Raw genomic sequence first — 24238 nt, forward strand, 5'->3', positions numbered from 1 at the left:
TGGGATGCCGATGGCCGCCGTCGTACTCGAGCTGACAGTCCGGGACCTGACTGACAACGATCTGCCTGCGTGCAGCTTTGCCGGCAGCGAACTCCACCTGATGCAGGTTGCCGAGCAACTCAACCGAGCGCGGCATGGCGAGCTCGACTACCTCGCCGTCTGCACGAAGGCCGACCTGCCCGTAGCAATCGGCGCAGTCGACTACGTGCCGCATCCGGGTGCGGGTTTGCTGACCCAGTTTGGCGTCCACCCAGCCCTGCAGTCCTGTGGGATCGGGACGGTGCTCGTCGCGGCCGCCGAGCAGCGGATCTCGGCCCGAGGTCTCGATCGAGCCGAGCTCGCCGTCGAGCTGAGCAACCCCCGAGCCCGCGCCCTGTACGAGCGGCTGGGGTACGTCGCGTACGGCGAAGTACTCGAATCCTGGGACCAGCAAGACTCGACCGGCGCGATTACGCGGTACGAGACCCCGTGCACTCAGATGCGCAAGAGCCTCAGCTGGTGACCTCCTCGGGCGCAAAGATGCCGGGACCGGCAGCGCGAGGAGATGGCATTGACGAGCATGGCAAGAGCGCTGGGCGCATCCCTTGTCCTCGGCGCGATTCTGATGGCGTGGGTGGCTTCTGGCGTTGGGATCACGTCACCGTTCGAGGCCGATGATCCAAGCGAGCTGACCGCCACGTACGCCGTACTCGGGGCGTGGCTCGTCGCCTACCTCCTGCTGGCCGGCCTCGTCGCCATCGATGCGGGGCGTCTGGCGCGGAGTGGTGATCTCGATGCGCTCCAGCGGTCGGCGAACTTCGCGAAACTCACCGCGCTCCCGTTCTTCGCGCTGAACTTCGTCGTACTCGCCGAAGCGGTCGCGGTCATCGGCTCCAATGATCGGGACCGATTCGGTCTCGACGGGTTCGCCGCGGCGCTGGGGTTCATGGTCCTGACGTACGTCGTGCTGCTGCCGACATCGGCGTACGGCGTGGCCTGTCTGACCCACTTGAAGAAGACCGGTCAGGTCGGACGGGCCTTCTTCGGCATCAACCTGGTGCTGCATTTCCTGTTCGTCGTCGACGTGCTCAGCGCGATCGTGGTGATCGAGGTCGCCAGGGATCGCCTCGGGACGGCGCGCCGGCCGAGCGCCGTACTGCGGAACCTCTTGGCCGTCGTCCTGGCCCTAGGCTCGGCGGTCGCGATCGTCTGGCTGGCGTTCGTCGTGATCTACTACTGGTTCGATCCGCCGACGACGGCGTTCTTCTGGGACGGGATGCAGCAGCTCACGATCTCCACGCCGGTGGAATTCGTCCTGCTCGTGCTCGTCCCGATCGTGCCCCTGATCACGTTCCGCACGGCTGTCCAGCTCTTCCTGCGCGACGACCTCGACGCGCTGTGGCGATCGGCCCGCACCGTCAAACTCACGATGATCCCACTGTTCGTCCAGAACTTCGTGCTCTGCGTGTTCGTCGTCGCCGTGGTGGCGTTCTTCCCGGTCATCCTCACGCGAGGGGCGCTCCTCGAAGGCGGTCCATTGGTCCTGACCGTCCTCGGAACCATCGCCGCCGCAGGTTTCGTCCCGGCGCTCATCGGCACCTACCTGATGATGCTGCCCACCTCGATCTACAGCATCACCTGCCTCGCCCTGCTGATGCGCCACCGCGCCGTCAGCCCACGCTTCTTCGCGATCCACCTGATCCTGCAGCTCGTCTTCGTCACCGACATCATCAGCACCCTCGTGATCGCGCGCCGAGCCCACCACCTCCAGTCCACGCCGATCCGGCGCACCGAGCCCACCGCCGTACCGGGCTGAGGTCTTGTCGATGACCGGAGACGCCACGACCCGGCTCGTCGTACTGCGTGGGAACTCCGGGTCGGGCAAGTCGACCACTGCGCAGGAACTCCGGAAGCGGATCGGGCGCGGGATCGCCTGGATCGAGCAGGACTACCTGCGAAGGATCCTGCTGCGGGAGCACGATCGCCCGGGCGCTCCGAACATCGGGTTGATCGATCAGACCGCGCGGTACGCGCTCGACCACGGCTACCACGTCGTACTGGAAGGCATCTTCTACAACCCGACGTACGGCGACATGCTCCGCCGGCTGATCGCGGATCACGCGGGCGTCACCGGCGTGTACTACTTCCAGCTCGCCTTCGACGAGACGATCCGGCGCCACGCAACCCGCGAACTGGCGAAGGTCGTCGACGCCGAGCAGATGCGCGACTGGTACCAGCCGTGCGACCTCCTCGGCGTACCGGGCGAGCAAGTCATCGACTCGTCCAGCACCTTGGACGACACCGTCGAGCGGGTGATCCGGGACCTCACCTGGACGGCCGGCGGAAGCGTCGCCCACCCCGTCGAGGACTGACCGTTCGAAAAGGCGGTGAAGTGCTCCGACCGGTCATCTAGGGTCCAGACTCATGGAGTACTTCGTTTACGGGCGGGATCGGGCCGGGGCCGATGACATCAAGGTGCGGCTGGTGGAGGAGCACTGGGCGTTCATGGACGGGTACGCCGAAGAGCTGATCGCGCGCGGGCCGACCTTGACCGGGCACGACGAGGACGCCGCGTCGACGGGCAGTCTCCACATCGTCGACCTTCCGGATGCCGAGGCCGTCAAGACGTTCGTCCACAACGACCCGTACTACGTCGCGGGCGCCTTCGAGTCGGTCGAGATCTACCGCTTCACCAACAACTCCGGCCGCACGATGTGGGAGTTCACCGACGCGGTCGAGGGCTTCGAGCGTTTCCTCGTCATCGCCCTGGGCGAGTCCATCCCCGCGCCGCCCGCATCGAAGCACCTCATCGTGTACGGCGAACTCCGCGCCCTCGACGACGAAGCGCGCCTCGGCTGGGCCGCCACCGTCGAGGCACCGAACGAGCGAGCAGCAGCCGCCCTCCTCCCCGCGGACAACCCGGAACTCCACCCCTGGACCTTCGGAGGCCGCCGCTGACGCGGAGTAGCTTGGTAGCTGTCTCACCGAGGAGTGTGAACCGATGAGTTCGCGTTTCGACACCATCGTGCGGTGCTCGGCCGGTCACTTGTTCACGACCAAGTGGATGCCCCTCGGCTCCTTCAAAGCCATCCGCCTCGGCCGCCGCCGCTACCAACGCTGCCCGGTCGGCCACCACTGGGCGATCGTCCGCAAGGTCGCCCCCGACACGCTCACTCCAGAAGAACGCGAGACAGCCGCCCGAACCCACGACACCTCCGTCATCTGAGCAAGCCGACGGCGCGTAGTACTAGGTGGGGATGCTCTTCGGCCACCAGGAGGGGACGTTGCCGGGGCAGATGGGGGCGGGAGTGAACGTGGGGGTGCCGGCCCAGGAGTAGAGGGCCAGGTCGGCGATGGCGATCGCGACCGCGGCGGCCAGGAGGGCGGTGAAGAAGCCCTGGCCCTTGCGGGAGAAGCGGTAGACGAAGTTGAACAGCACCAGGTTCACCACGAACGCCACCGGGACGCCGACGAAGAGCAGGGTGGGGCCGTTGCCGACCCCGTTGAGGTGGACCCCGCACGCCTTCCACGACCTCGAGGTCAGCACCAGGAGCCCGAAGCCGGCGCTGCCGCCGACGACCAGGGTCAGGAACGACTCGAACTTGCTGCCTTTCGCCATGTCGTCACGGTAAGCGAAGTGACGGCCACGACGCCGCGATTCGCCCACCCGGCTCGCCCGATCGCAGCGCGTCGAGGACCTTCGCCACGACGCACCGAAGTTTTTGGCGTGGAAAGCGATTGTCGGCGGAAATCTGTGACGGGCCTCACGCACCAGCGGTTCTCAACACGCCTCCGGGTCGCGTACCGTTAGTACCACTTGCACACTGGTATACGCCCACCGGGCACACTGGTCTGCGAGGGACACACACCGCCAGCCAGCTGAATCGAACCGCCGGAGACCCCGGCGGCCGACGTCGTACCCCCTCAACGGCGAGGGGGACCAGCGCCGCCGGGACGATCGCGAGAGGGAATGAGCCGCCGATGACGACAACCGCCAGCCCTGCCCATACCGAGACTGCCCTCAGTGTCGAGAGCCCGGTCACCCCGCCGACATTCGACCTGAGCGACGCCCCGACTGAGCACGCGGGTCTGCTGGCCTGGGTTGCCGAGGTTGCCGAACTCACCCAGCCCGACCGGATCCACTGGGTCGACGGATCCGACGCCGAGTACGCGAAGCTGACCGACGAACTGATCGCCGCCGGCACGCTGGTCCGGCTCAACGACGAGAAGAAGCCGAACTCGTTCTGGGCCCGCACCGACCCGTCCGACGTCGCCCGCGTCGAGCAGCGCACGTTCATCTGCTCGGTCGACGAGGCCGACGCCGGCCCCACGAACAACTGGATGGCGCCGGTCGAGATGAAGGCGCTGATGACGGAGCTGTACCGCGGCAGCATGCGCGGCCGGACTCTGTACGTCGTGCCGTTCTGCATGGGCCCGTTGACCGCCGAGAAGCCGATGTTCGGCGTCGAGATCACCGACTCGGCGTACGTCGTCGCCTCGATGCGGATCATGGCCCGCACCGGCGCCGAAGTACTGGCCAAGATGGGCACCGACGCGAAGTTCGTCCCGTGCCTGCACTCGGTCGGCGCGCCGCTCGAGCCGGGGCAGAAGGACGTGCCGTGGCCGTGCAATGACGAGAAGTACATCGTCCAGTTCCCCGAGGAGCGGATGATCTGGTCGTACGGCTCCGGCTACGGCGGCAACTCGCTGCTGGGCAAGAAGTGCTACTCGCTGCGGATCGCCTCGGCGATGGCGCGTGACGAGGGCTGGCTCGCGGAGCACATGCTGATCCTCAAGCTGATCTCGCCGGAGAAAAAGGTCCACTACATCGCGGCCGCGTTCCCGAGCGCCTGCGGCAAGACCAACCTGGCGATGCTCGACCCGACCCTGGAGGGCTGGGAGGTCGAGACGCTCGGCGACGACATCGCCTGGATGCGGTTCGGCGAGGACGGCCGGCTCTATGCGCAGAACCCGGAGTACGGGCTGTTCGGCGTGGCACCCGGTACCGGCTGGAAGACCAACCCGAACGCGATGCGCACGATCGAGCAGGGCAACTCGCTGTTCACCAACGTCGCGCTGACCGACGACGGTGACGTCTGGTGGGAGGGCTACTCGCAGACCCCGCCGAACCACCTGACCGACTGGAAGGGCCAGGAGTGGACGCCGGAGTCCGGCGAACTCTCCTCGCACCCCAACAGCCGCTTCTGTACTCCGATCAAGCAGTGCCCGATCATCGCCGACGAGTACGAGGACCCCAACGGCGTACCGATCTCCGCGATCCTCTTCGGCGGCCGCCGGGCCACCACGGTTCCGCTGGTCACCGAGGCGCGCGACTGGGACCACGGTGTGTTCATGGGCGCGACGCTGTCGTCGGAGACCACCGCGGCTGCGGTCGGCCAGGTAGGCGTCGTACGGCGTGACCCGATGGCGATGCTGCCGTTCATCGGCTACAACGCCGGTGACTACCTGAACCACTGGATCACCGTCGGCAAGGACAACGACGCGTCCAAGCTGCCGAAGATCTTCTACGTGAACTGGTTCCGCAAGGACGAGGCCGGCAAGTTCGTCTGGCCGGGCTTCAGCGAGAACGGCCGGGTGCTCAAGTGGGTGATCGACCGGCTCGAAGGCCAGGCGGGCGCGGTTGAGACCCCCATCGGTCGCGTGCCGACCGTCGACTCGCTGGACGTCACCGGGCTGGACCTGACCGTCGAGGCGCTGCAGACGGCGCTGCACGTCGACGTCGAGGAGTGGAAGGCCGAGATCCCACTCATCGAGGAGTGGTTCACCAAGCTCGGCGACAAGGTCCCCGCGGCCCTCAAGCTCGAACTCGACACCCTCAAAACCCGCCTCGGCTAACCCGAGCAGCCCGGCGAGCCGTCCGTACTACGCCTCGCCGGGCGCCAGCCCCTCGTACTACGAAGTCGCCGAAGCGCCCCGACCACCAAGACCGGGGCGCTTCGCCGTCCCCGGTCAAGCACAGGTCCCGGGTCAGCGCGCCCTTCCCGAGCCAGCCCACCTCACCGAGCCACCGCGCCTCACCCCGCCAACGCATCTCGCCCGACCAGCGCGCCTCCCCGGGCCAACGTGCCTCCCCAGGCCAGCGCACGCCACCCGACTACCGCACCGCGCCAGCGGCTCGCCCGACCAGCGCCTCACCCGGGTCAGCGCGCCTCCTCGGGCCAACGGGCCTCCCCAGGCCAGGACACCCCACCCGACTACCGCACAGCGCCAGCGGCTCGCCTGACCAGCGCCTCACCCGGGTCAGGGCACCTCACCTCCGACCACCGTGCTTCGGGGTCGATCGGGTGTGCTTCAGCGGCCTCCGGCCGTCACGCTTTGCCGCCTGCAGATCGCGCCGCGGGGCAGCGAGTCTGTTGCCCTAGGCATGTTTTTGCACTTCTGTCTGCGCTTAGGTGCCGAGGGTGGATTCTCTTGGGATCAGGCGGGTGGGGAGTTCGAGGGTGCCGTGGTGGCGCGTGCCGCCGATGGATTCGAGGAGTAGTTGGGCGCTGCGGCGACCGAGTTCCTCCAACTGCAGGTCCACCGAGGTGAGCGGCGGCCGGCTCGCGAGTGCCATCACCTCCCAGTTGTCGTACCCCGTCACGGCAATGTCGTCCGGCACCGACCGGCCGAGTTCACGCAGCCGATCGGTGACACCACGGGCGATCTGATCACTCCCGCAGGTGATCGCATCCAGCTCGGAATGCTTGCGCAGCACCAGATCGGTCGCCTGCCGCCCCCACTGCTCACTCCACTCACCGAACAGCACCTCACCGGCGAAGGCCGTCCCGGCGTAATCGACCACAGCACCAGCGCGCTCCGCCGCCGACCGGTGCTGGACAGGCCCGGTCACATGCGCGATCCGAGTACGTCCGAGACCGACAAGGTGCTCGACCACAGAAGCAGCACCTTGCCGCTCATCGACGATCACCGAGGTGTCGGACCGAGCAGTGGACGCGGCCAACGCATACACAGTCGGCAGCGGTACGTCGATCGGCGGCCGCGGCTCGGTCCGCCGACCCGTGACGACGATGCCGTCGACCCGACGCGCGACCAATGACCGCAGATAGTGCTGCTCCCGCAACGGATCGTCCCGCGTATCGCACAGGATGGTCGCCAACTCACCCGCGCTGAGCACGTCCTCCACGCCCCGCATGATCGGATTGCTGAACCGCCCCGAACTGTCCGTGGTCAGCAGAGCGACGGTGAATGTCCGCCCCGACTGCAGCGCCCGACCGCGCGTATCGGGCACGAACCCGAGCTGGTCAGCCGCCCGACGTACTCGCTCCCGAGTCCCCGGACTCAACTGCCCGGTGTTGTTGAGCGCCTTGGAAGCCGTCCCGAGAGAAACCCCAGCAAGCGCGGCAACATCCAAGATCCGCGCCGGCTGCTTCCGCGCCCCCAGCACCTGTTTCCGCCCCGACGCCGGCTGTTTCCGCGTCGGCTGGTGCGGCGCTCGCGCCGACTGTTTCCCCGTCGCCTGCTGCGGCGCAGGCGCGGGCTCTTTCCGCGCTGACCGCTTCTTCGGGGTCGGCCTCTCCTCGGTCATTTCGCTTTCCTTCCGCTGTTCGGAAGCATGCGGGTGACTGTAGCAGCTGGAGGCTGAAATCCCTGCCAGTACGACTATCAGCTCTTGACGGCGACCTGCCTCGGTCTTACGTTGTCAGCACGGAAAACGTTTGCGGTTTTTCCGTCCCCTGTGTGATGCCCGCCCATTCACATCACGCGAAAGAGGACCCGCCATGCCTGACGCCCCCGTCGAAGGGATGCCCCGTCGTGACTTCCTCGCAGCCACTCTCGCCGCTACCGGCGGCTTGGCGGCCGGCATGACCGCCACGCCGGCCGACGCTGCCGGCGCTCAACCCACCGATCCGGTAAAAGCCGGCCCGACCGTCCGCGACATCCCAGGTCAGTTCACGCTGACCCAATCGATGCCTCCGGCAACCAGAGGTGGTCACTACGTCGCCAACCGAGCGCCGCTGCAACCCGTGCCGTTCCAGAAGTTGCCGCCCGGCGCGATCGAACCGCGCGGCTGGCTGGCGCACCAACTCGACCTCCAGGTGCACGGCCTCTGCGGCCGGTACGACGAGATCTCCGACTTCCTCGACTACAGCACGAACGGCTGGGTCGATCCGGCGAAGGGCGCCTGGGAAGAACTCCCGTACTGGCTGCGCGGGCTCGGCGATCTCGGCTACGTCACGAGCGACGCCGCAGTACTGTCCAAGGCCGAGCGGTGGATTCACGGCATCCTTGCGACTCAGGCTGCGGACGGTTGGTTCGGGCCGGAGCGGTTGCGGACGTCGTTGGAGAACGGCCCGGACTTCTGGCCAGGAATGCCTTTGCTGGCAGCGTTCCGGTCCTGGTACGAGTACTCCGGCGACGAGCGGGTGATCCCGTTCATGACGCGCTATCTGCAGTTCCAGAACACCCAGCCGGCCGAGGTGTTCAACCGGTCGTGGGGCGCGTTCCGCTGGGGCGACAACATCGACAGCGCGTACTGGTTGTACAACCGCACCGGCGACGCCTGGCTGCTCGACCTGGTCCACAAGATGCACGCGGGGTCGGCCGACTACACCGACGGCATTCCCACCTGGCACAACGTGAATCTCGCGCAGGGGTTCCGGGAACCCTTGCAGTACGGGCTTCTCGCCCGCAACGAGAAGTACCGGGCCGCGACGTACGGGAACTACTCGACCATCATGGGGCTTTACGGGCAGTTCCCGGGCGGTGGGTTCGCAGGCGACGAGAACTCGCGGCCCGGGTTCGGCGATCCGCGGCAGGGCTTCGAGACCTGCGGGATCGTCGAACTGATGCACACGTTCGAACTGCTGACCCGCTTCACCGGCGACACCGACTGGACCGACCGGTGCGAGGAACTCGCGTTCAATTCACTGCCCGCGTCGTACGATCCGCGCCAGCAGGTGATGCACTACATCACCTGCGCCAACAGCGTGCAGTTGGACGACACGGTGAAGCACGGCCAGTTCCAGAACGGCTTCGCCATGCAGGCTTACAAGTACGGCGTACATCAGTACCGCTGCTGTCCGCACAACTACGGCATGGGCTGGCCGTACTACGCACAAGAGCTGTGGCTGGCGACGACCGACAACGGCCTGGCGGCCTCCATGTACGCCGCCAGCAAGGTCACCGCCAAGGTCGGCCCTGGAAGCGGGACCGAGGTCAGCGTTGTGCAGGAGACGGAGTACCCGTTCGACGAGACGATTACGTTCACGGTGCAGGCGCCGCACAGCACACGTTTTCCGTTTTACCTCAGGGTTCCTGGCTGGGCGTCGGAGTTCTCGGTGGCGATCAACTCGACCCGCACGTCGGCCAAGGCGCAGGGCGGCTGGATCAGGCTCGACCGGACCTGGCACCCGGGAGACCGTGTGCAGTTGGTCCTGCCGATGCGGGTCACTACTCGCACCTGGACGGAAAACCAGAACACGATTTCCGTGGACCGCGGCCCGCTGACCTACTCGCTGGCAATCGACGAGCGCTACGAAATGATCGGCGGAACCGACGATTGGCCGGAACTGGCCGTCTACCCGGAATCCCCATGGAACTACGGCTTGGTGACCGACACCGGTGGCTTACCGGGCGCCGGTCGCGGCGTTGGCGATGGCGCCGCCGTCGGCGGCGGCGTTGGCGATGGCGGCCTCGGCGGTCGCGGGGTTGGCGATGGCGGCCTCGGCGGTCGCGGGGTTGGCGATGGCGGCCTCGGCGGTCGCGGGGTTGGCGATGGCGGCATGGGCGGTCGCGGGTTTGAGGTTGTTCGGCGGAAGGTGGCGGATGGGGCCGATCCGTTTACCCGGGAGGGAACGCCGGTTGAGTTGAAGGCGCGTGGGCGGCGGATTGTGGAGTGGGAGACCGACAGCGAGGACGTCGTCGGACTGTTGCAGGCGAGCCCGGCACGGTCGGATCAGCCGGTCGAGGACGTCACCCTGATCCCGATGGGCGCCGCACGGCTACGGATCAGCTCGTTCCCGACGGTCGCGCCCGACGGCACGCAGTGGCGACGCCGGACTCGCGTCACGGCGTCACATGTGAATGACGGGGACTCGCTGGAAGCGGCGGACGACGGGCGTGACCCGGTGTCGTCCGCGGATCAATCGATTCCGCGCTTCACCTGGTGGGATCGTCGCGGGACGACGGAGTGGATCGAGTACGACCTGCGCGAGAGCCGGGAGATCTCGCAGGCATCGGTGTACTGGTTCGACGACACCGGCTCCGGGCAGTGCCGGGTGCCCTCGTCATGGCGAGTCCTCTGGCTGGACGGAGACAGCTGGCGGCCCGTCGACCAACCCACGCAGTACGGCGTACTGCCCGATGCTTTCAACACCGTGCGCTTCGCACCCGTGCAGGCACAGCGCCTTCGCGTCGAGGCTGTCCTGAGGCAAACGTTTTCGGGTGGCATCTTCAGCCTCCGGTTCAGCTGACGGGTCCGGCCGGAGTTCCGCCGACGGCAGACGAAACGGGGCTGCCGTCGGCGCGGTCGGGCGCGTAGTTTGGCCGACATGGTGATTCCGGAGAGTGCGCGGGAAGTACTGGAGTCGGATGCGTTGGGGCATCTGGTGACGATCAACCCGGACGGCAGTCCGCAGGTGTCGGTGATCTGGGTCGGGCTGGACGGTGACGAGATCATCGCCGCGCACGTTCCGGAGCATCGCAAGGTGAAGAACATGCGCCGGGACGGGCGGGTGGTGCTTTCGCTCGAGACCGACCGGAAGAACGAGATGGGACTGGTCGAGTATCTGGTGATCACCGGTACCGCGCGGATCACCGAGGGCGGGGCGGTGGAGATCCTGCGGAAGTTCGCCAAGACGTACATCGGACCGGATGCGGACTTCCTGCCGGGTGACGATCTGCCGGCCGGGTTCGTCACGCACATCACGGTGGACAAGATCTCCGGCGTCGGACCGTGGGTGAAGGCATGAAGATCGGCGTGATGCTCCCGGTCGGTGACACCGAGGGGCCGACGGGCGGCGTACCGAGCTGGGCTGATGTGCGTGCGATCGCCGAGGCGGTGGAGAACAACGGGCTCGACTCGGTCTGGCTCGCGGACCACTTCTTGTATCGGCCGGGTGGGGACGATCCGCGGACCTACGGGATGCACGAGGCGTGGACGCTGCTGAGTGGAGTAGCCGCCGTGACCGAGCGGATCGAGCTGGGGACGATGGTGCTCTGTGCGTCGTTCCGGGATCCGGGGCTGACGGCGAAGATGGCGGCGACGCTCGATCTGATGTCGGGTGGGCGGGTGATCCTCGGCGTCGGGGCCGGCTGGCACGACCCGGAGTACGAGGCGTTCGGGCTGCCGACGGATCATCGGGTGGGGCGGTTCGCGGAGTGGCTGGAGATCGTCGCCCGGCTGGTGCGGAAGGAGAACGTCACCTTCGAGGGGCAGTACCACCAGGTGCGGGACGCCGAGTTGGTCCCGGCGCCGGAGCGGGAGATTCCGATCCTGGTGGCGGCGCGACGGCCGAGAATGCTGGAGCTGACCGCGCAGTGGGCTGATGCGTGGAACACGGCGTGGTTCGGCGTCGCGGACGACCGGGTGAAGGAGCGGCTGGCGGAGTTGAAGGCCGCGACCGACGCGAGCGACCGGCCGGAGGGTGCTGTGGCGAAGACGGTGGGGATCGCCGTACGAGACCCGGACCAACCGGCCATCGACGAGCCGAGCCCGTCGGCGGTCGACGGTTCGGTCGAGGAGCTGGCTGCGGCGCTGCGGGAGTACGCGGGGCTGGGCGTCGACCACCTGATCGTCGCTGTGGAACCGGTCACACCCCGCTCGGTCGAAAGACTCGCAGAGGCCGCTCGGCTGTTGGGCTGACAACCGCGTCGGTTGAGGTCGATAGGCCTGCGGGCCGGTGAGGTAGCACGAACCGAGGCCGCTCCGGCCGGAAGTTGACGCGAGGGTGCGCCGCTCAGCCGGGCGCGCGAGGTCGGTGGAATCGGCGGAGAGGACCGGTCAGGTCGGTCGGACCCGGCGGCGAGAGCCGGCTGGCGCCTCCCGAAATTCTCGTCGCCTCCGCACACAAGAAGGCCCCCAGCACGCCTGCGGCGGCTTGGGGGCCTTCTTTTTGTGCGGAGGCGGCGAGATTTGAACTCGCGAGAGGGGATTACCCTCAACCCGCTTAGCAGGCGGGCGCCATCGACCGGACTAGGCGACGCCTCCTCCGACGGACCCCCGAGAGGGCTCGACGACGACCAAGACTATCCGGACACCGGCTCAGCGGCAAAGTGGGGGACGGACTGGCTGGGAGTGTCGCCCGGGTGCCCTGTAATCTGGCCGGAATCGACGGGGGTCGAAGTCAACCAAGGAGGCCGTAGCGGCGTCTGATGTATCGAGGACCGGTCCCGACCGGCCCGGAACCGCCGCCACGTCGTCGATCAGGGAACGGAGCCATGTCGCGGAGTACTCGCGCAGCTGGACGCAGGTCCGCGCCAAGAGGTAGCCGATCACGTCACAAGGCGCACCGGGCCCGGACTGCCTCGAAGGCCATCGGACTGACCCTGGTCAGCGCGCTCATCCCAGGCTCCGGCTTCGTGATGGGCGGGCGCACCAAGCTCGGTGCGTTCATCATCACGCTCAGCGTCGGCCTGCTCGGCCTGGCGGCGTACATCGGCCTGACCCACCGCGACTCGGTCGTCGAGCTCGCCGTCGACCCGAGCCGGCTGCTGATCGCGACCGCTGTCGTCGTGCTGCTCGGGTTCTGCTGGATCTGCATCGTGGTCTCGTCGCACAAGCTGCTCCGCCCGGTCAGCGTGAGCGCGGTCGGCCGGCTGGCCGGATCCGCTTTCGTCGGGCTGCTCTGCTTCGGCATCGCCGTCCCGACCACCGTCGCCGCGCAGACCGTGATGGCGCAGCGCGACCTGGTCGGCAACGTGTTCCAGTCCGAGGGCAACTCCAAGAGCGCGACCCGGCCGAAGGTGAACAAGAAGGACCCGTGGGCGAACACCCCGCGACTGAACATCCTGCTGCTCGGCGCGGACGACGGCGTCGGCCGCGAGGGCACCCGGACCGACACGGTGATGGTCGCCAGCATCGACACCAAGACCGGTGACACGAAGCTGATCTCGCTGAGCCGGAACTTCATGCGGATGCCGTTCCCGGAGGACTCGCCGCTGCACAAGTTCTACCCGACCGGCTTCTGGGACCCCGACCTCGGCAACGTGGAGCAGTCGGAGTTCTACCTCGACGCGATGTACCGCAACATCCCGCTCGCGCACCCGCACGTGCTCGGCCCGTCGGACAACGAGGGCGCGGACGTGCTCAAGGTGTCGGTCGGTGAGGCGATGGGCCTCAAGATCGACTACTACATGCAGGTCAACCTGCAGGGCTTCGAGCAGATCATCGACGCGCTCGGCGGCATCACGGTCAACATCAACTACAAGGTGCCGATCGGCGGCGATTACAAGGGCCCGGGGTCGGCCGACGACATCCTCCCCAGCCGCTACCTGCAGCCCGGCCCGAACCAGCACCTGAACGGGCACGACGGGCTGTGGTTCGCCCGCGGCCGGTACGGGCTGAGCGACCCGTCGCGGCAGGAGCGGCAGCGCTGCACGATCCACGCGATCGTGAACAGCGCCAACCCGTCCGCGCTGGTGACGAAGTACCAGCAGATCGCGTCGGCGAGCAAGAAGCTGCTCCGGACCGACATCCCGCAGGAGATCCTGCCGGCCTTCATCGATCTCGGCATGAAGGTCAAGAACGCGAACGTGTCGAACGTCGACCTGGACAAGAGCAAGAACTTCCCGAGCGGGAAGAACCCGAACTACGAGGCGATGCGCGAGATCGTCAAGAACGCGCTCGAGACGAAGACCAAGCCGGTCGCCTCGACCCCGTCCAGCACTCCGACCAAGAAGCCGGGCAGCACCAAAGCCACGACCAAGCCCCCGGCCGGCGGCACGGAGAACCTCAAGGACGCCTGCGCCTACCACCCGGTCAATCCGTAACCGAAGCCACCCGGTCAGCGCTCGACCGGGTGGCGCTGGGATGCTTTGGGGATGCGTACGTCGTACCGGATGCGGGCGGGGCGGTTTGTCGGGGTGCTCGCCGCGGGGTTGATCGTTCTCGGCGTGGCCGCGATCGTCTGGGCCGTGGGGCTGCCGGACGTCGTGGTGGCGGTGTTCCTCACCTTGGGCGGGCTGGTGCTCCTCGCCGGGCTGTGGATCCTCGCCTTCCCGCCTGTGCTGGTGAAGTTGGGCACCGACGACGTCGCGGTACGGGGTCTGAAGACCGACTGGGCCGAGATCACCGAGGTCGGGCGGGTGGACACCACCCAGGGGCCGGCTGTCGCGCTGCGGACCAAGCAGAAGGAAGGGACGATCATGATTCCGCTCCGCTGGCTGGCGCCCGGCAAGGCGGACAAGCTCGAGACCGAGCTGCGCGACCGGCTCAACCAGGCAAACGGTTACACCATGTGGGACGGCACTGCCCCCGACGACGCGGATCACCCAGAATAGGCAGCGGTTCATCCGCTTGATCTTTGGGAGTCCGGCTGTGCTTTCGTTCGAGATGTCCGCCGAGGAACTGATCGCCTACCAGGGCACCAACCCGCGCCCCGACGACTTCGACCAGTTCTGGGACAAGGCGCTGGCCGAACTCGACGGCACCGACCCCGAGACGGTTTTCGAGGCGGCCACCGATTTCCCGCTGCCGTTCGCGCGCGCCGAGCACCTGTACTTCACCGGCACCGGCGGCTACCGGGTGCACGCCAAGGTGATCCGCCCGGAGAACCCGACCGGCCCGGCCGTCCTGATGTTCCACGGGTACGGCGGTGAGCAGCCCAAGTGGATCGACCTGATCCCGTACGCCGCGCACGGGTTCACCATCGCCGCTCTGGACGTGCGCGAGCAGGTCGCGTTCCGCACCCCCTCCCAGCAGCCGAACAGTTTCTCGCTGCGCAACCACCTGGTCGAGGGCCTCGACGGCGGGCCGGACAGCCTGCTCTACAAGCACGTCTTCCTCGACACCCGGCGACTGGCGGACATCATCCGCGGCCTGCCCGAAGTGGACGCCTCGAGAGTCGCCACCACCGGCTGGAGCCAGGGTGGCGGCCTGAGCCTGGTCGCGGCCGCGCTGACCCCGGAGATCAAGTACACCGCGAGCGTCTTCCCGTTCCTCACCGACTACCGCCGCGCCTGGGATCTGAACCTCGACACGAACCCGTACGGCGAGATCACCACTTGGTTCCGCAAGCGCGATCCCCGGCACCTGCGCGAGGACGAGGTCTTCACCACCCTCGGCTACATCGACGTACAGCACCTCGCGCCGCGGATCCAGGCCGAGGTCACCCTGTACGTCGGCCTCGAGGACGAGACCTGTCCGCCCTCCACCCAGTACGCCGCCTACAACAAGCTCACCTCGCCGAAGGAGCTCCGCCTCTACCCCGACTTCGGCCACGACGACCTGCCGGGCGCGATGGACGAGATCTACCAGCAGATCGGCGCCAAACTCTGACGCCGATCTGCCGGCACCGCCCGAGCCCTTGGTAGACCCGCATCACCCGCCACCACCTGGTTGGTGAGTACTGCGCGTCCGCCGTGAGCCTCAGTTGGCTTCTTTACCCGCCCAGTAGTGCCACGCCGGAGAAGCGACTGGGGATCGGGTCAGACCATCCGGCCAGGTGGCCGGCAGGTCGTGACTCCGGGCCGCATACAGGATCACCTCCGATGCTGCTCTGTCACCGCGCACGGTGACCCGAGCGGCTGTCTCGGCCCGCATGTCGGCCAGGTAGTGGACGGCCGGCAGGAACTCGGCGCTGAGCCGAGGGCTGAGCCGGCCGACCGGTTCGTCGTCCAGCCTGATCTCCACCACCATCCGGTTCCGGTCGGCGAAGACGTCCTCCTCCTCGACCGCGTGCATCGTGGCGTACGCCCAGCACTCGCCTTCCGGCCGGAAGAACGGTGCCAGCACCTCCGGATGCACCTCACTGCCCGGTACCACGATCCCGCTGCCCATCGGCAGCAGCTGGTAACTCCCCGGCGGTGGGAGGTTCACCGGGACCAGCATGTGCGGCTGCCCGAGAGCGACCGCCACGCTGGCATGGAACTCCGTACCGTTGCTCTTGCCCTCCCAATCGGCCGGTTCCCACTCACTGACCCACAGATGGCACGGGACCTGCGGCTGCAGGCCTTGCGCCACCAGTTCCGACAGCACCGGGTGGTACCGGTGTGCGTCCTCCCTCGGCAGATAGCCGACGGTCCTGCCTTGTACCCGTACTGCGATCGAGCGCGGGTCGAACCGGTTGTGTGGCTCCGGAACGAGATCCGCGTCCGTGTCCAGATCTGCGCCACGCGCCGGGATGGGATCAGGGAACAGGCTCCGAATCGCCTGCTCGTGCGGGGCTTCCCGGACGACTTCCTGACCACACCACAACGCGTCTCCCCACAGACTGAACGGAATCGATTCCATAGCTGCCCTCCAGTCCCCGTTGACCGGTTTACTCGGCTCATCCCGTCCAGGACCCTGGGCGTTACACCGAGTGAGCGTATGAAAACTAGACTGCCCAGTAACGACCTGTTTCACGCATGAAAAAGGACCTTGTTTCCCAACGGTGTCCGGCGGTCCGTACTTTGGACGGAGCGCGTCTTGTGCAGTGAGCGAAATGGTAAGAATCGTGCAGATGCACGGGAAGGAAGCTCATGCAGGGCACTAATGCAGAAGCTGATTCAGTCGCTCGATCAATCATCGACGCGGCCGCGATCGAGGCTGCGGTACGCCGCTTGGAAGGCGTCGCTGTGCGTACTCCGTTGCAGCGCAACCCGCGGCTTTCGGAGCGGATCGGCGCCGAGGTCTGGCTGAAACGCGAAGATCTGCAGGTCGGCCGTTCGTACAAGTTGCGCGGGGCCTACAACCTGATTGCTCAACTGGACGACGTTTCCAAGAAAGCCGGGGTCGTTTGTGCCAGCGCCGGCAATCACGGCCAAGGGCTGGCGTATTCCTGTCACATGCTCGACGTGCACGGACAAGTCTTCGTACCGCGTACTACGCCTCGCCAGAAACGGGATCGGATAGCCGCACTCGGTGGCGATCAGATCCAGGTGATCGTCACCGGCGACAGCTATGACGACGCGGCCGCCGCAGCGCTCGCAGAGGCGGCTCGCACCGGCGCGACCCTGGTCCCCGCCTTCGACGACCCGCGCACCGTCGCCGGTCAGGGCACCGTCGCCGTGGAGCTCGTGGACCAGTTGGGCCGCGCGCCCGACGTACTGGTGGTTCCGGTGGGCGGTGGTGGGCTGGTGGCCGGCGTCGCCACGTGGCTCAAGGAGCGGCATCCCGGCGTACGGGTGGTGGGTGTGGAGCCTGCCGGGGCGGCGAGCATGGCTGCGGCCCTGGCTGCCGGCGAGCCGGTGACCCTGCCGCACCTGGACAGCTTCGTCGACGGCGCCGCCGTGCGCCGGGTCGGCGACGCGACGCTGCCCTTGGTGTCCGCGGCCGGCGTCGAGATGATGTCCGTCCCCGAGGGACTGGTGTGCTCGGAGATGCTGGAGCTGTACCAGACCGACGGCCTGATCGCCGAGCCGGCGGGCGCTCTGTCCGCGGCCGCTCTCGGCCACGGTGTCGAGGTGAAGCCGGGTGACACGGTGGTCTGTCTGCTGTCGGGCGGCAACAACGACGTCAGCCGGTACGGCGAGATCCTCGAGCGCTCCCTGGTCCACGAGGGCCTGAAGCACTACTTCCTGGTCACGTTCCCGCAGGAGCCGGGCGCGCTCAGGCAGTTCCTGGACGGTGTCCTCGGCCCGGACGACGACATCACTCTCTTCGAGTACGTGAAGCGCAACAACCGCGAGACCGGTGTCGCCCTGGTCGGCATCGAGATCGGCCGCCCGGGCGACCTCTCCGGCCTCCTCGACCGGATGGAGGCCGCCCCACTCGACATCGAGCGCATCAAGCCCGACTCAGCAGAGTTCCGCTACCTGATCTGACCGAGCCGGCTGGTCAGAGTAAGCCGCGGCGGGCTGCCCAGACTATGGCTTCTACTGCCGTGCCGAAGCCGAGTCGGTCGCAGGCGGCTCGGGTACGGCGGCGGACCGTGCGCTCGGACAGGTCGAGGCGGCGGGCGACCGAGTCGACGGGCAGACCTGTGGCCAGCAGCCGGAGCAACTGCAGGTCGTCGTGGCTGATCTCCCGCTGCACGCGGGGGCGCGTTTCGTGCTGCAGAACGGTCATGATGATCCTCCGAACACCCGGGACTCGGCGGCGTCCCAGTCGGCCGGTTTGCCTTGCGGAACATAGCGCCGCAACTCGTGGGTCGCGCGGACCAGCGCGCGCATCGCCGTCAGGTCCGGCAGCGGAGCGCCGAGAGCCCGTGCCTGCACCAGCACGTTCCCGAGCGCGGACGCTTCGACCGGACCGGCCAGCACGGGAAGACCGCAGGCATCCGCGGTCAACTGGCACAGCAGTTCGTTCTGCGATCCGCCGCCGATCACCTGGACGACGTCGACCTCGCGGCCGGTGAGCTGTTGTGAGAGCCGCAGCGTCCGGCGATACGCCAGCGCGAGACTCTCCAGCACACACCGCGCCAGCGCACCCCGCGAGGCGGGTGCTTCCTGACCGGTTCGCGCGCAGTACTCATCGATCCTCCGCACCATGTTGCCAGGGGCAAGGAACGACGGATCGTCCGGATCGACCAGTACTGCGTACGCCGGTGCCGCGGCTGCCTCGGCGAGCACTCGCGGCAACTCGTCTTCAGCGCCCCACTCGCGCAGGCACTCCTGCAGGATCCACAGCCCCATCACGTTCCGGAGGAACCGGATCCGGCCGTCGACACCGCCTTCATTGGTGAAGTTCGCCTGCTGCGCCTCCGCGGTCAGCACCGGCTGGTCGAGTTCCAGGCCGACCAGCGACCACGTTCCGGAGGAGATGTAGGCGAACCGGTCGTCGACCGCCGGCACCGCGACGACCGAGGACGCGGTGTCGTGCGATCCGACCGCGATGACCGGAGTCGCTGGATCCAGCCCGGCCTCATCGGCCACTTCTGCGAGCAGGGGCCCGATCACCTGGCCTGGTTGGCGAATCGACGGCAACAAGCTCCGCGGCACCCCGACCCGCTCGGCAAGCGCAGAACTCCAGGCGCGCTCGCGTACGTCGTACAGCTGTGTGGTGGAGGCGTTGGTCGCCTCGGCGCCGATGATGCCGGTGAGCCAGTAGCCGAGGAGGTCCGGGATCATCAGGAGCGTCTCGGCCTGATCGAGGCGCTGCTCGGCGGCGAGCTGGTAGATCGTGTTGAAGGGCAACTGCTGCAAGCCGGTCACGGCGTACAGGTCGTCCGCGGAGACCTTCTGCAGAACGCGTTCCATCACACCGGTCGTGCGCTCGTCACGGTAGTGCACGGGATTGCCGAGAAGGTTGCCCTCGGCGTCGAGCAGACCGTAGTCGACCGCCCACGAGTCGATCCCGATCCCGTCCAGCGGTCCGGTCGCCGCCGCCTTGGTGAGCCCGGCGAGTGTCTCGCGGTACAGGTGCAGGATGTCCCAGTACAAGGTGCCGCCGAGGCGCACCGGGCCGTTCCAGAACCGGTGTACCTCGGTCAGCTCCAGTTCGTCCGGTCCGACCTGACCGACCATCACGCGTCCGCTCGACGCGCCCAGGTCCACCGCAGCCACCCGCCAGCGGGTCATCGGCGCTCCGGCGCTACTACCTTGAGGTCGAGGTGCAGGAGATCGGCGACTGCCTCCAGGTTCTTGGTCTGGTGACCGGTGCCGAGGGCCCAGTGATGGGCCACGCCCGAGCCGGACCAGGCGTCGGTCCACTCGCCGGGATCACAACCGAAGTCGACGCGCGAAGTGGTGTTGCCGATCTGCAGCAAGGGGCCGGGGACAACCGTTCCCTCGGAGGCGATCAGCCGGAAGGTCCCGTCGCGGAGCTGGCCGAGGCCGAGGGTGGTGACCGGGCCGTGCTTGACGTCGAACTCGACCGAGACACCCCAGCCGCGCTTGCCGTGGTACACCCCTAGTCCACGCAGCAAGGGCTTGGCGGAGCTGATCGCGAGGTGGGCGGGACCGTCGTGACCCATCTCGACCACGTTGTCATGGAAGTTCAGCGCCTGCAGTTCGGTGAAGGACCCGCCACCGCCGAGGCGGTCCATCACCAGCATCGCCAGCGACGTCCGCAGCTCGTACTCGCCTGCTGCCGGGATGCCGCGAGCGGTGAGCAGCGAGGCGCCGAGGATCATCCCGGCCGCGACCCGTTCGTGGGTCTCGCCGTCGAGGCCGCGATGATAGTAGGCGAGCGTGTCGAGCTGGAAGTCCTCGACCAGCCGGTCGAGCGCGACCGAGACGGTCGCGCCCCAACGGAAGTCGTCCTCCACCACCGAGTCGTCCAGGGTGAAGATCTCCCGGGCGAGCTTCATCCGCTCGGTGGTCTCCGCCTCGGTGACCTGCTCGACCCGGACCCGCAGGTCGTCGATCTCGAGGATCTCGACATGCCCGCCGAGCTGGGCGGAGACCAGGGTCGGGTCGGTGATCACGTCCATCATCCCGGGGTACAGATGCCCGAGCAGGCCGTGCCGGCCGTGCCGCAAAGCCGCCCGTACGCCGGCCGCCTTGATCCAACGGCCGATCCGGTCCCAGGCGCGCTCGTCCTCGACGTACCCGGAGACCGAACGGAAGTCGATCCCGCAGCGCTCGAAGGCGTTCGCCATCTCGGGCAGCGGGCAGGCACCGCAGTACGCGAGCCAGGCGCCGGTGTCGAACGACGCGTGGTCCATCGACTCGGTCGGTTGCAGGTTGAGCAGCAGCACCGGAGCCCCGCTGCGCTGGGCGACCGGGACCAGCATCGACGCGGTCATGTAGGTGGTCAGGAAGCCGACGATCAGATCGCAGTCGGCGACCCGGAGCTTCTCGGCCGCCACTGCGCCTTCCTGAGCGTCCGAGATGAACCCGACGTCGACGACCTCGCAGTCCAGCTCCGAGAACCGCTCGGACACCCGGCGCGCGGACGCCTGCAACTGCGGGAGCAGGTCGGGGAACTGCGGCCAGTACGCGCCGAGGCCACCGGCGACCAGGCCGATCCGGGTCTTCCGCGGCTCAACCCTCTCTAGCAGGCTCATCGGACTCCTCTCAGCGCAGGAAGGCGGCGGCCACACCCGCGTCGACGGGTACGTGCAGGCCGGTGGTGAGGGACAGGTCTCCAGCGGCCAGCGCGAAGACGGCAGCCGCTACGTGCTCGGGCAGCACCTCCCGCTTGAGCAGCGTCCGCTTGGCATAGAAGGCGCCGAGCTCGGACTCCGGTACGCCGTACACCGCGGCTCGCTGCGCGCCCCAGCCCTTGGCGAAGATCCCCGAGCCCCGAACGACCCCGTCGGGATTGACGCCGTTCACGCGGATCCCGTACTCACCGAGTTCGGCCGCGAGCAGCCGGACCTGGTGCGCCTGGTCCGCCTTGGCGGCGCCGTACGCGACGTTGTTCGGGCCGGCGAAGACCGCGTTCTTGCTGGAGATGTAGACGATGTCGCCGCCGATGCCCTGCTCGATCAGGATCTTCGCGGCCGCCCGCGAGACCAGGAACGAACCCTTCGCCATCACGTCGTGCTGCAGGTCCCAGTCCTTCTCGGTTGTCTCCAGCAACGGCTTCGAGATCGACAGCCCGGCGTTGTTCACGACGAGATCGACCCCACCGAACGCCAGTACGGCGGTGCGCATCGCCTCCTCGACGGCGGCACCATCGGAGACGTCGGTTCCGACCGCGATCGCGCGATCCGTGCCGCCGATCTCCTCGGCGACGGCCTCTGCCGCGGCCAGGTCGAGATCGGCGACCACGACGCAGGCACCCTCGGCCGCGAGCCGCTGGGCGATCGCCTTGCCGATGCCCGATCCGCCGCCGGTGACGAACGCGATCCGGGTCGCGAGCGGCTTCGGCTTCGGCATCCGCTGCAGCTTGGCCTCTTCGAGCGCCCAGTACTCGATCCGGAACTTCTCGCGCTCGTCGATCGGCGCGTACGTCGAGACGGCCTCGGCGCCGCGCATCACGTTGATCGCGTTGACGTAGAACTCACCGGCGACCCGGGCGGTCTGCTTGTCCTTGCCGAAGCTGAACATGCCGACACCCGGCACCAGCACGATCGCAGGGTCGGCGCCCCGCATCGGCGGGCTGTCCGGCTGCGCGTGCCGGTCGTAGTACGCCGCGTAGTCCTCGCGGTACTGCAGATGGAGTTCTCGCAGCCGGGTGGTCGCTTCCTCGATCGAGGCCGACGGCGGCAGGTCCAGGACGAGCGGCCGGACCTTGGTCCGCAGGAAGTGGTCCGGGCAGGAGGTGCCGAGCGCGGCCAGCTCGGCCAGCCGCTCGCGCGCGGTGAACTCCAGCACGACGTCGGCGTCGTTGAAGTGGCCGACCTGCGGGTTGTCGGTCGAGGCGAGCCCGCGGATGACCGGCGCCAAAGCCGCAGCCCTGGCACGACGCTCCTCAGCCGGCAGCGCCTCGAACCCCGGTACTACGGGCCCGAAGGGCTCGGGTTTCCCGTTCTGCGCAAGGAAGAGCTCCGCCGTCCGGATGATCTCGAGCGAGTTGGCCTCGCATTCGGCCGACGTACTCCCCCACGCCGTGATGCCGTGGCCACCGAGGATCACGCCGATCGCCTGCGGGTTGTCCTTCTTCACCTGCGCGATGTCCAGGCCGAGCTGGAACCCGGGCCGGCGCCAGGGAACCCACACGACCCGATCGCCGAAGCACTCGGCGGTGAGCTTCTCACCGTCGGCGGCCGTGGCGAGTGCGATGCCCGAGTCCGGGTGCAGGTGGTCGACATGCGGTGCGTCGACCAGGCCGTGCATGGCGGTGTCGATCGACGGCGCCGCGCCGCCCTTGCCGTGCAGGCAGTAGTCGAACGCGGCGACCATCTCGTCCTCACGGTCCACGCCCGGGTACACGTCGACGAGCGCGTTCAGGCGGTCCTGCCGCAGTACTGCGAGGCCCGCGGTGGTGAGGGTGCCGAGGTCGCCACCGGATCCCTTGACCCACACCAGGTCGACCGGCTGTTGGGTCACCGGGTCGGTCGCGGTTCCTTTGGCGGACGTGTTGCCGCCGGCGTAGTTGGTATTGCGCGGGTCGGCGCCCAGTCTGTTGCTTCGTGCAACAAGCTCGGCTGCGATGTCTTGGCTCATGCTCCCCATCCAGCCTGCTGGCCGTCGGCTCGGTCCTTGCTGATCTGCTCGAAGTAGCCGCTGCGGTGGTAGGCGGCGATCGGGTCCGGGTCCAGCCCCTGGTCGGCGCGGAGGTCGGCGAGCAACGGCCGGACGTCGGTGTTGAAGGCATCCATCAGAGCGGCGTTCGCGGCCAGCACGTCACCTTCGGACTGCGCCTTGCGCAGCGCGTCGCGATCGACCAGCAGCGCCTTGGCGGTGGCCTCCTGGACGTTCATCACGGAGCGGATGATCGCCGGGATCTTCGCCTCGATGTTGTGGCACTGGTCGAGCATGAAGGCGATCCCGCGGTCCGGGTCGAGCGCGTCGCCGCGGACGATCTCGTTCATGATCCGGAACAACTGGAACGGGTCGGCCGCCCCGACCATCAGGTCGTCGTCGGCGTAGAACCGGCTGTTGAAGTCGAACGCGCCGAGCTTGCCGGCCCGGAGCAGGAACGCGACGATGAACTCGATGTTGGTCCCCGGCGCGTGGTGCCCGGTGTCGATGCAGACCGTTGCCTTCGGCCCCAGTTCGAGGCAGTGCGCGTACGACGTACCCCAGTCCGGTACGTCGGTGGCGTAGAAGGCCGGCTCGAAGAGCTTGTACTCCAGCAGCATCCGCTGGTTGTCACCGAGCCGTTCGTAGACTTCGTGCAACGCCTCGGACAGCCGGTCCTGGCGGTCCCACAGGTCGTCCTGGCCGGGGTAGTTCGTCCCGTCGGAGAACCACAGCTTCAGGTCGCGCGACCCGGTGGCGTCCATGATGTCGACGCATTCGAGCAGGTGGTCGGTCGCCTTGCGACGGACCCGCGGATCCGGGTTCGTCACGCTGCCGAGCTTGTAGTCGTCGTCCTGGAACACGTTGCTGTTGATCGCACCGAGCCGGACGCCCTGCTCCTTCGCGTAGGCCGAAAGGCCGGCGTAGTCGTCGACCTTGTCCCACGGGATGTGCAGCGCGACGCTCGGCGCGACCCCCGTGTACTTGTGCACCACCGCCGCGTCGGCGATCTTCTCCTCCGGCGACCGCGGGACGCCGGGCTGGCTGAACACCTTGAACCGGGTGCCCGAGTTCCCGAACGCCCAGGACGGCAGTTCGATCTCCTGACGGCTAAGGGCATCAGTCACGCTGGTCATATCAG

Annotated in this window: 21 protein-coding genes and 1 tRNA gene; 13 read left to right on the forward strand and 9 right to left on the reverse strand. The window is 67.7% G+C overall.

The annotated features are described in order from the left end of the window. Window positions 1-10: 10 nt before the first annotated feature. From EV138_RS15450 to EV138_RS15470, 5 genes are all read left to right on the forward strand, one after another. On the forward strand, window positions 11-502 hold the full coding sequence (locus EV138_RS15450; RefSeq protein WP_133979624.1) for a GNAT family N-acetyltransferase: 492 nt from the start codon (window positions 11-13) through the stop codon (window positions 500-502). Between the two features lie 111 nt (window positions 503-613). Then, window positions 614-1795 (forward strand): DUF6652 family protein, encoded by a 1182-nt coding sequence (locus EV138_RS15455; RefSeq protein WP_133979625.1) that lies wholly within the window; start codon window positions 614-616, stop codon window positions 1793-1795. 10 nt (window positions 1796-1805) lie between these two features. Next, window positions 1806-2351 carry a kinase gene (locus EV138_RS15460; protein ID WP_133979626.1) on the forward strand — a complete coding sequence of 182 codons (546 nt, stop codon included), beginning with the start codon at window positions 1806-1808 and terminating at the stop codon, window positions 2349-2351. A gap of 52 nt (window positions 2352-2403) precedes the next feature. Next, on the forward strand, window positions 2404-2937 hold the full coding sequence (locus EV138_RS15465; protein WP_133979627.1) for a YciI family protein: 534 nt from the start codon (window positions 2404-2406) through the stop codon (window positions 2935-2937). A gap of 43 nt (window positions 2938-2980) precedes the next feature. Next, complete coding sequence (locus EV138_RS15470) at window positions 2981-3205, forward strand: hypothetical protein (RefSeq protein WP_133979628.1); 225 nt, start codon at window positions 2981-2983, stop codon at window positions 3203-3205. Window positions 3206-3226: 21 nt separating this feature from the next. Here the strand turns inward: EV138_RS15470 and EV138_RS15475 are convergent, their stop codons facing one another. Further along, a complete protein-coding gene (locus EV138_RS15475; protein WP_133979629.1) occupies window positions 3227-3598 on the reverse strand; it encodes a hypothetical protein in 372 nt (123 codons plus the stop codon). Window positions 3599-3960: 362 nt separating this feature from the next. Here EV138_RS15475 and EV138_RS15480 point away from each other — a divergent pair, with 362 nt between their 5' ends. After that, complete coding sequence (locus tag EV138_RS15480; protein ID WP_202866729.1) at window positions 3961-5835, forward strand: phosphoenolpyruvate carboxykinase (GTP); 1875 nt, start codon at window positions 3961-3963, stop codon at window positions 5833-5835. A 553-nt stretch (window positions 5836-6388) separates the two neighbouring features. Here EV138_RS15480 and EV138_RS15485 read toward each other — a convergent pair. Then, the gene (locus EV138_RS15485) at window positions 6389-7528 is read right to left on the reverse strand and encodes a LacI family DNA-binding transcriptional regulator (RefSeq protein WP_133979630.1); all 1140 of its coding nucleotides are present in this window, start codon (window positions 7526-7528) and stop codon (window positions 6389-6391) included. Window positions 7529-7721: 193 nt separating this feature from the next. Between EV138_RS15485 and EV138_RS38015 the strand changes: the two genes are divergently transcribed. From EV138_RS38015 to EV138_RS15505, 3 genes are all read left to right on the forward strand, one after another. Further along, entirely contained in the window at window positions 7722-10415 is a 2694-nt protein-coding gene (locus tag EV138_RS38015; RefSeq protein ID WP_238158158.1) for a beta-L-arabinofuranosidase domain-containing protein, read from the forward strand. A 78-nt stretch (window positions 10416-10493) separates the two neighbouring features. Beyond that, window positions 10494-10913 (forward strand): PPOX class F420-dependent oxidoreductase, encoded by a 420-nt coding sequence (locus tag EV138_RS15500; RefSeq protein WP_133979631.1) that lies wholly within the window; start codon window positions 10494-10496, stop codon window positions 10911-10913. Beyond that, window positions 10910-11806: an LLM class flavin-dependent oxidoreductase gene (locus tag EV138_RS15505; RefSeq protein ID WP_133979632.1), complete on the forward strand. Its 897-nt coding sequence runs from the start codon at window positions 10910-10912 to the stop codon at window positions 11804-11806. Before EV138_RS15500 ends, EV138_RS15505 begins: the two co-directional genes overlap by 4 nt. 255 nt (window positions 11807-12061) lie before the next feature. Here EV138_RS15505 and EV138_RS15510 read toward each other — a convergent pair. Then, window positions 12062-12151, reverse strand: a tRNA-Ser gene (locus tag EV138_RS15510). A gap of 374 nt (window positions 12152-12525) precedes the next feature. Between EV138_RS15510 and EV138_RS15515 the strand changes: the two genes are divergently transcribed. Genes EV138_RS15515 through EV138_RS15525 form a run of 3 tightly spaced genes read left to right on the forward strand, consistent with a single transcriptional unit; the run spans window position 12526 to window position 15439 of the window. Further along, window positions 12526-13932: an LCP family protein gene (locus tag EV138_RS15515; RefSeq protein WP_238158425.1), complete on the forward strand. Its 1407-nt coding sequence runs from the start codon at window positions 12526-12528 to the stop codon at window positions 13930-13932. A gap of 51 nt (window positions 13933-13983) precedes the next feature. Continuing rightward, window positions 13984-14442, forward strand: coding sequence for a hypothetical protein (locus EV138_RS15520; RefSeq protein WP_133979634.1), 459 nt, complete (start codon window positions 13984-13986; stop codon window positions 14440-14442). Window positions 14443-14479: 37 nt separating this feature from the next. Beyond that, window positions 14480-15439, forward strand: coding sequence for an acetylxylan esterase (locus tag EV138_RS15525; protein ID WP_133979635.1), 960 nt, complete (start codon window positions 14480-14482; stop codon window positions 15437-15439). A 90-nt stretch (window positions 15440-15529) separates the two neighbouring features. Here EV138_RS15525 and EV138_RS15530 read toward each other — a convergent pair whose 3' ends face one another. Then, on the reverse strand, window positions 15530-16393 hold the full coding sequence (locus EV138_RS15530) for an HIRAN domain-containing protein (protein ID WP_133979636.1): 864 nt from the start codon (window positions 16391-16393) through the stop codon (window positions 15530-15532). A 230-nt stretch (window positions 16394-16623) separates the two neighbouring features. Here EV138_RS15530 and ilvA point away from each other — a divergent pair, with 230 nt between their 5' ends. Then, a complete protein-coding gene (gene ilvA, locus EV138_RS15535) occupies window positions 16624-17907 on the forward strand; it encodes a threonine ammonia-lyase IlvA (RefSeq protein ID WP_133979637.1) in 1284 nt (427 codons plus the stop codon). Window positions 17908-17920: 13 nt separating this feature from the next. Here ilvA and EV138_RS15540 read toward each other — a convergent pair whose 3' ends face one another. Genes EV138_RS15540 through rhaI form a run of 5 tightly spaced genes read right to left on the reverse strand, consistent with a single transcriptional unit; the run spans window position 17921 to window position 24233 of the window. Continuing rightward, on the reverse strand, window positions 17921-18151 hold the full coding sequence (locus EV138_RS15540; RefSeq protein ID WP_133979638.1) for a LuxR C-terminal-related transcriptional regulator: 231 nt from the start codon (window positions 18149-18151) through the stop codon (window positions 17921-17923). After that, the gene (locus EV138_RS15545) at window positions 18148-19602 is read right to left on the reverse strand and encodes a rhamnulokinase (protein WP_133979639.1); all 1455 of its coding nucleotides are present in this window, start codon (window positions 19600-19602) and stop codon (window positions 18148-18150) included. The genes EV138_RS15540 and EV138_RS15545 overlap by 4 nt, the downstream gene beginning before the upstream one ends. Further along, on the reverse strand, window positions 19599-21032 hold the full coding sequence (locus tag EV138_RS15550; RefSeq protein WP_133979640.1) for an L-fucose/L-arabinose isomerase family protein: 1434 nt from the start codon (window positions 21030-21032) through the stop codon (window positions 19599-19601). The genes EV138_RS15545 and EV138_RS15550 overlap by 4 nt, the downstream gene beginning before the upstream one ends. A gap of 10 nt (window positions 21033-21042) precedes the next feature. Beyond that, window positions 21043-23079 carry a bifunctional aldolase/short-chain dehydrogenase gene (locus EV138_RS15555; RefSeq protein ID WP_133979641.1) on the reverse strand — a complete coding sequence of 679 codons (2037 nt, stop codon included), beginning with the start codon at window positions 23077-23079 and terminating at the stop codon, window positions 21043-21045. Beyond that, on the reverse strand, window positions 23076-24233 hold the full coding sequence (rhaI, locus tag EV138_RS15560) for an L-rhamnose isomerase (protein WP_133979642.1): 1158 nt from the start codon (window positions 24231-24233) through the stop codon (window positions 23076-23078). Before rhaI ends, EV138_RS15555 begins: the two co-directional genes overlap by 4 nt. Window positions 24234-24238: the final 5 nt, after the last annotated feature.

Origin of the sequence: Kribbella voronezhensis (assembly GCF_004365175.1) — a bacterium.
In the GTDB taxonomy this organism is placed as follows: domain Bacteria; phylum Actinomycetota; class Actinomycetes; order Propionibacteriales; family Kribbellaceae; genus Kribbella; species Kribbella voronezhensis.